The organism is Humidesulfovibrio sp., from assembly GCF_035560995.1.
Lineage (GTDB): Bacteria > Desulfobacterota > Desulfovibrionia > Desulfovibrionales > Desulfovibrionaceae > Humidesulfovibrio.
The window spans coordinates 1-4,795 of sequence record NZ_DATMYK010000198.1; the positions used below are offsets into that span (position 1 = coordinate 1).

Sequence of the window (4,795 nt, forward strand, 5' to 3'; positions counted from 1 at the left end):
CATGGGGGCCATGGGGATGACGGGGCGCATGGGATGCATGGGACTGGCCGCCTGGTTTTCGTGCAGAGGTCGCTGGCCGCCGTGCGTGGCGGCATCGTTTCCGAATACCAGCAGCGGCGTGAAAAATAAAGCGCGCGGACAGCGGTTTCTGGCGGAGCAGGGTTGAAATTGCCCTTGAAATTTTCTTTGGCGCGGGCTACAGGTGGTGTTGGAAATCGAATGGCGCAACGGGCTGCCTGCCCGATGCGGGTGTCTGTGGCCCACACTGCGCACAGTTGTGCAATCTAGACCGAGGAGGATCCGACATATGGCTATTCTCGAGTACAAGGGCAAAAAGTTTGAAGTGGATGAGGACGGCTTCCTGTTGAAGTTTGAGGACTGGAACCCCGAGTGGGTCGAGTTCGTCAAGGAGAGCGAGGGCATCCCCGTCATCTCCGAGAACCACCAGAAAGTCATCGACTTCCTGCAGGACTACTACAAGAAGAACGGCATCGCCCCCATGGTGCGCATCCTGTCCAAGGTGACCGGATACAAGCTGAAGGAAATCTACGAGCTGTTCCCCTCCGGCCCCGGCAAAGGCGCCTGCAAAATGGCTGGCCTGCCCAAGCCCACCGGCTGCGTGTAACAACCGCGCCGATTTTGATTCTAAAGGGCGGAGGCTTCGGCTTCCGCCCTTTTTTGTTGCCGCGCAGGGCAGCAAAAGTCTTGCGCCCAGGCCGTTTCGCACCGCAACCTTGAAGCGCGAGGTGCCGCATGAAAGAACTTTTCCTCGTCCAGGCCCTGGCCGGCGCCTGGGCAAACGACATCCTTTCCGCCGAACTCGCCCGGCTGGATCTTGCCCAGTGGACCGCGCAGAGCGCCGTGAACTTCTGCAGCATGCAGGGCATCGCCAACCACCTGCTTCTGGCGGACAGGCTGTGGCTGCACCGCCTGACCGGCGAGGGCGAGGCCCTGGCCAGCGTGGCCGCCGTGCCCTGTCCGGACGTGGCGGACTTTGTGGCCGCGCGCCGCGAAGAAGACGCCAGGGTGACGGCCTTCGTGCGCGGGCTCGACCCGGCGCGCCTGGGCCAGACCCTGCACTTCCGCACCATCGACGGCACGCCCAAGGCCCTGCCGTATTTTTTGTGCGTGGCGCACTTCCTGAACCATCAAACCCACCACCGGGGCCAGTTGCACGCATTGCTCGGCGCGCAGGGCATCGCCTGCCCGGACATCGACCTGATGTACTCGCCCGCCGCCAGGGAACTGGCAGCGCCCGGCGCTCCCGGCGCGTAGGCGTTCAGCGCGGCCTGCCCGCGTAACCCCCCGGTGACACGCGCGAAGCTCGCGCCGGGCATGGACTCGCAGCCCGACACGGTGTATGTCCCTTGGGCCGGAGTGCGCAGGCGGTCAGCGCCCGCGCCCGGCGCGTCCGCTGTGCCCCGAAAACCGCCACGCAAAAGAAGGACGGCAGCCCGTGAGCCTTGAAATCCTGGACCAGTTCCACGACCCCGGCCTGTGCAAGAGCGTGCTGGAGCGCCTGTGCGCCACGCTCGACGGCAAACCCCTGCGCTTCATGGAAGTGTGCGGCACGCACACCGTGGCCATCTTCCGCAGCGGCCTGCGCTCCCTGCTGCCCAAGGAGATCGTCCATCTCTCCGGGCCGGGCTGCCCGGTCTGCGTCACCCACGAGGCCGAGATCAACGCCTTCCTGGACCTGGCCGAGAAGCCGAACGTCATCATCGCCACCTTTGGCGACCTGATGCGCGTGCCCGGCAGCAGGGGCCGCACCCTCAAGGCCGCCCAGGCCGACGGCGCGCGTGTGGCCGTGGTCTACTCCCCGCCGGACGCCCTCAAGCTCGCGGCGGAGAATCCGGACGCCACGGTCGTCTTCCTGGGCGTGGGCTTCGAGACCACCGCTCCGGGCGTGGCCGCAAGCCTCAAGATGGCCAAGGCCCAGGGCATCGCCAACTACCGCGTGCTCTCCTTCCACAAGCTGGTGCCCCCGGCGCTGGACGCCCTGCTTTCCGACCCGGAAACCGACATCGACGCCTTCATCATGCCCGGCCACGTGTCGGCCATCATCGGCCTTGCGCCGTACCTGCCCGTGGCCACGCGCTACGGCAAGGCCGCGGCCATCGCCGGGTTCGAGCCCCTGGACATCCTTCAGGCCCTGCTGTTCCTGGCCGAGTGCAAGCGCGACGGCCGGGCCGAGGTCGTCAACCTGTACCGCCGCGTGGTGCGCGACGAAGGCAACGCCAAGGCCCGCGCCATGCTGGCGGAGGTGTTCACCCCGGCCGACGCCCTGTGGCGCGGCATCGGCGAGATTCCCGGCTCCGGCCTGGAGATCGCCCCGGAATACGCCGCCTATGACGCCAAGCGCGACTTCGGCATTGAGATAAAGGACTGCCCGCCGCTGCCGGGCTGCAAGTGCGGCGAGGTGCTGAAGGGCAAGATGGCCCCGAACCTCTGCCCGCTGTTCGGCAAGGCCTGCACCCCGGCGAAACCCGTCGGCCCGTGCATGGTCTCAACCGAGGGCTCCTGCGCGGCCTACTTCAAATACCAGGTGGATTAAGCTGATGAGCGACAAGGTTCTCCTCGACTACGGCTCCGGCGGCAAGGCGTCCCAGCGGCTCATCGGCGAGCTGTTCCTGAAGAATTTCGACAACCCGGAACTGCGGCGCATGAACGACGGCGCGGTGCTGTCCGTCTCCGGCAAGATCGCCGTGAGCACCGACACCTTCACCGTGGACCCGGCGTTTTTCCCCGGCGGCGACATCGGCGCGCTGGCCGTGCACGGCACGGTGAACGACGTGGCCATGATGGGCGCGGTGCCCCGCTACCTCACCTGCGGCTTCCTCATCGAGGAAGGCCTGCCCATGGCCGACCTGACGCGCATCGTGGAGTCCCTGGGCGCTGCGGCGCGCGCGGCCGGTGTCTGGGTCGTCACGGGCGACACCAAGGTGGTGCCCAAGGGCGCGGCCGACAAGATCTTCATCAACACCACGGGCATCGGCGACGTCATCGTGGACCCGGCCCCCGCGGGCGACCGCGCGGCCCCCGGCGACGCCATCATCATCAGCGGCACCCTGGGCGACCACGGCCTGGCCATCCTGTCCACCCGGCAGGGCCTGGCCTTCGAGACGCCCGTGCTCTCGGACTGCGCCAGCCTGAACCACGCCATCGAGGCGCTCTTGCGGGGCCTGCCCGACGTGCATGTGCTGCGCGACCCCACGCGTGGCGGCCTGGCCACCACCTTGAACGAGATCGCGCTGGCCTCGAACGTCACCTGCGAGATCAACGAGGACGACATCCCCGTGCGGCCCGAGGTGAAGGGCGGCTGTTCGCTCCTGGGCCTGGACCCGCTGTATCTGGCCAACGAGGGCAAGTTCATCTGCATCCTGCCGGAGGCCCAGGCCGAGGCCGCGCTCAGCATCATGCGCGCCGACCCGCTCTGCGCCGGGGCCAAGCGCATCGGCACCGTGCTGCCCACGGACAAGCCCGGCGCGCCGGGCCGGGTGCTGCTCAAGACCGGGCTGGGCGGCAAGCGTCTGCTCGGCATGCTGGAAGGCGAGCAGTTGCCCAGAATCTGCTAGCGCCACGGACTATGCATCCTGTGCCGCCCGGCTTCCGTCCTGTCAGACGCGAGGCCGGGCGGTTTTGCGTTGCGGCGCATGCCACGCCTGGCGCATGGCACGGCCACTTGCCGCGCACGGAAAAAGCGCGCTACAGAGTTTCCGACCGCAGCCGCATTCACACGGCATCTTTTGGCATCCGCCGGCAGCCAGCCGACATTCAAACCGGGAGGCGCGCATGGACACCTGCATCTTCAAGGACGATTCCGGCTTTGTGGCCGCCATGCAAGCCTCCGGGGTGGAATCGACCGAGGCCGCCTTCAGCGACCGCGCCGCGGCCCTGCTGGCCGATGCGGGCCAGCTTTCGCTTCTGTGCTCCACCTGCTTCTGGGCCAGCCTGGAGGTGGAGGAGGCCCGGCGGGTGCGCGGCACCTTGAGCCTGTGTTCGCCCTCGGCCTCGCTGCTGGCGCGGCGTTTCACCCGGCCGGTGCCGCTGACGGTGCCGAACCTTGTGGCGCTTTTGACCGCCTCGCCCCGCAGCGCCCTGGCCGTGCACGGCGGGCCGGAGGGGTTGGAGGTCTGGGGCATCCTCGATTCCGAGCCGGAAGGGGCCGTGCGCCTGCGCATTGCCGGGGCGGGGATATTGCTGGCCTCGCGCGCGCGGCAGGTGCTGGCGCTGTTGCAGCAGGGCGAGGTTTCCATTCCCGTTGCGGCGGACGAGGCCTCGCTGGCGCAGCTGGTGGCGCGCACCCTGGGCAAGGAGCGTTCCCTTGAGCAGCGCGGCAACATGCCTGGCAGGCTCATCCGCGTGGTCACCACCATGATCCGCCACGGGCATGGCGGCAGCCTGGTGCTTGTGCCGCCGGAGGACGATTCCTGGCGCACGGGTGTGAGCTTCCGCTTCTGTTTCGACGAGCCGAGCACGCGGGTGCTGTACGACAGCGTGCACAATTTCGAGTCCCTGATGGGCGAGGCCACGCGCGGGTACGACGACCTGGTTTCCGGGCGCACCAGCTGCGCCTCGCTCATCGCCCTGCGCGAGCAGTTCGAGGCCGTGAGCTTCCTCAAGACCCTGAGCGAATCGTTGTTCCGTCGCGTGGGCGATCTGGGGCTCATCGACGGCGCGGTGGTGATGGACATGGATTTGCGGCTGCACGGCTTCGGCGCGAAGCTGCTCTATGGGCCGGAGGAAGTGCACGTGGCCTCGCTGAGCGCGGTGACGGGCCGCCTGCGCAAGCGGG

General features: G+C 67.8%; 5 protein-coding genes. All 5 read left to right on the forward strand.

Annotated features, from left to right (window positions below; translation table 11 throughout):
• Positions 1-307: 307 nt before the first annotated feature.
• Positions 308-625 carry a TusE/DsrC/DsvC family sulfur relay protein gene (locus tag VN419_RS07885; protein WP_325646234.1) on the forward strand — a complete coding sequence of 106 codons (318 nt, stop codon included), beginning with the start codon at positions 308-310 and terminating at the stop codon, positions 623-625.
• A 128-nt stretch (positions 626-753) separates the two neighbouring features.
• Complete coding sequence (locus VN419_RS07890; protein ID WP_325646236.1) at positions 754-1,275, forward strand: DinB family protein; 522 nt, start codon at positions 754-756, stop codon at positions 1,273-1,275.
• Positions 1,276-1,456: 181 nt separating this feature from the next.
• On the forward strand, positions 1,457-2,554 hold the full coding sequence (gene hypD, locus VN419_RS07895) for a hydrogenase formation protein HypD (RefSeq protein WP_325646238.1): 1,098 nt from the start codon (positions 1,457-1,459) through the stop codon (positions 2,552-2,554).
• A 4-nt stretch (positions 2,555-2,558) separates the two neighbouring features.
• Positions 2,559-3,575, forward strand: a complete 1,017-nt coding sequence (hypE, locus tag VN419_RS07900; RefSeq protein ID WP_325646240.1) for a hydrogenase expression/formation protein HypE — start codon at positions 2,559-2,561, stop codon at positions 3,573-3,575.
• A gap of 217 nt (positions 3,576-3,792) precedes the next feature.
• The coding region (locus tag VN419_RS07905; protein WP_325646242.1) for a putative sensor domain DACNV-containing protein at positions 3,793-4,795 on the forward strand (1,003 nt) is incomplete at its 3' end.

Excerpts from the sequence above, each read along its gene's own strand:
- VN419_RS07885 (WP_325646234.1), top strand. The coding sequence starts at position 308 with ATGGCTATTCTCGAGTACAAGGGCAAAAAGTTTGAAGTGGATGAGGAC.
- VN419_RS07890 (WP_325646236.1), top strand. The coding sequence starts at position 754 with ATGAAAGAACTTTTCCTCGTCCAGGCCCTGGCCGGCGCCTGGGCAAAC.
- hypE (WP_325646240.1), top strand. The coding sequence starts at position 2,559 with ATGAGCGACAAGGTTCTCCTCGACTACGGCTCCGGCGGCAAGGCGTCC.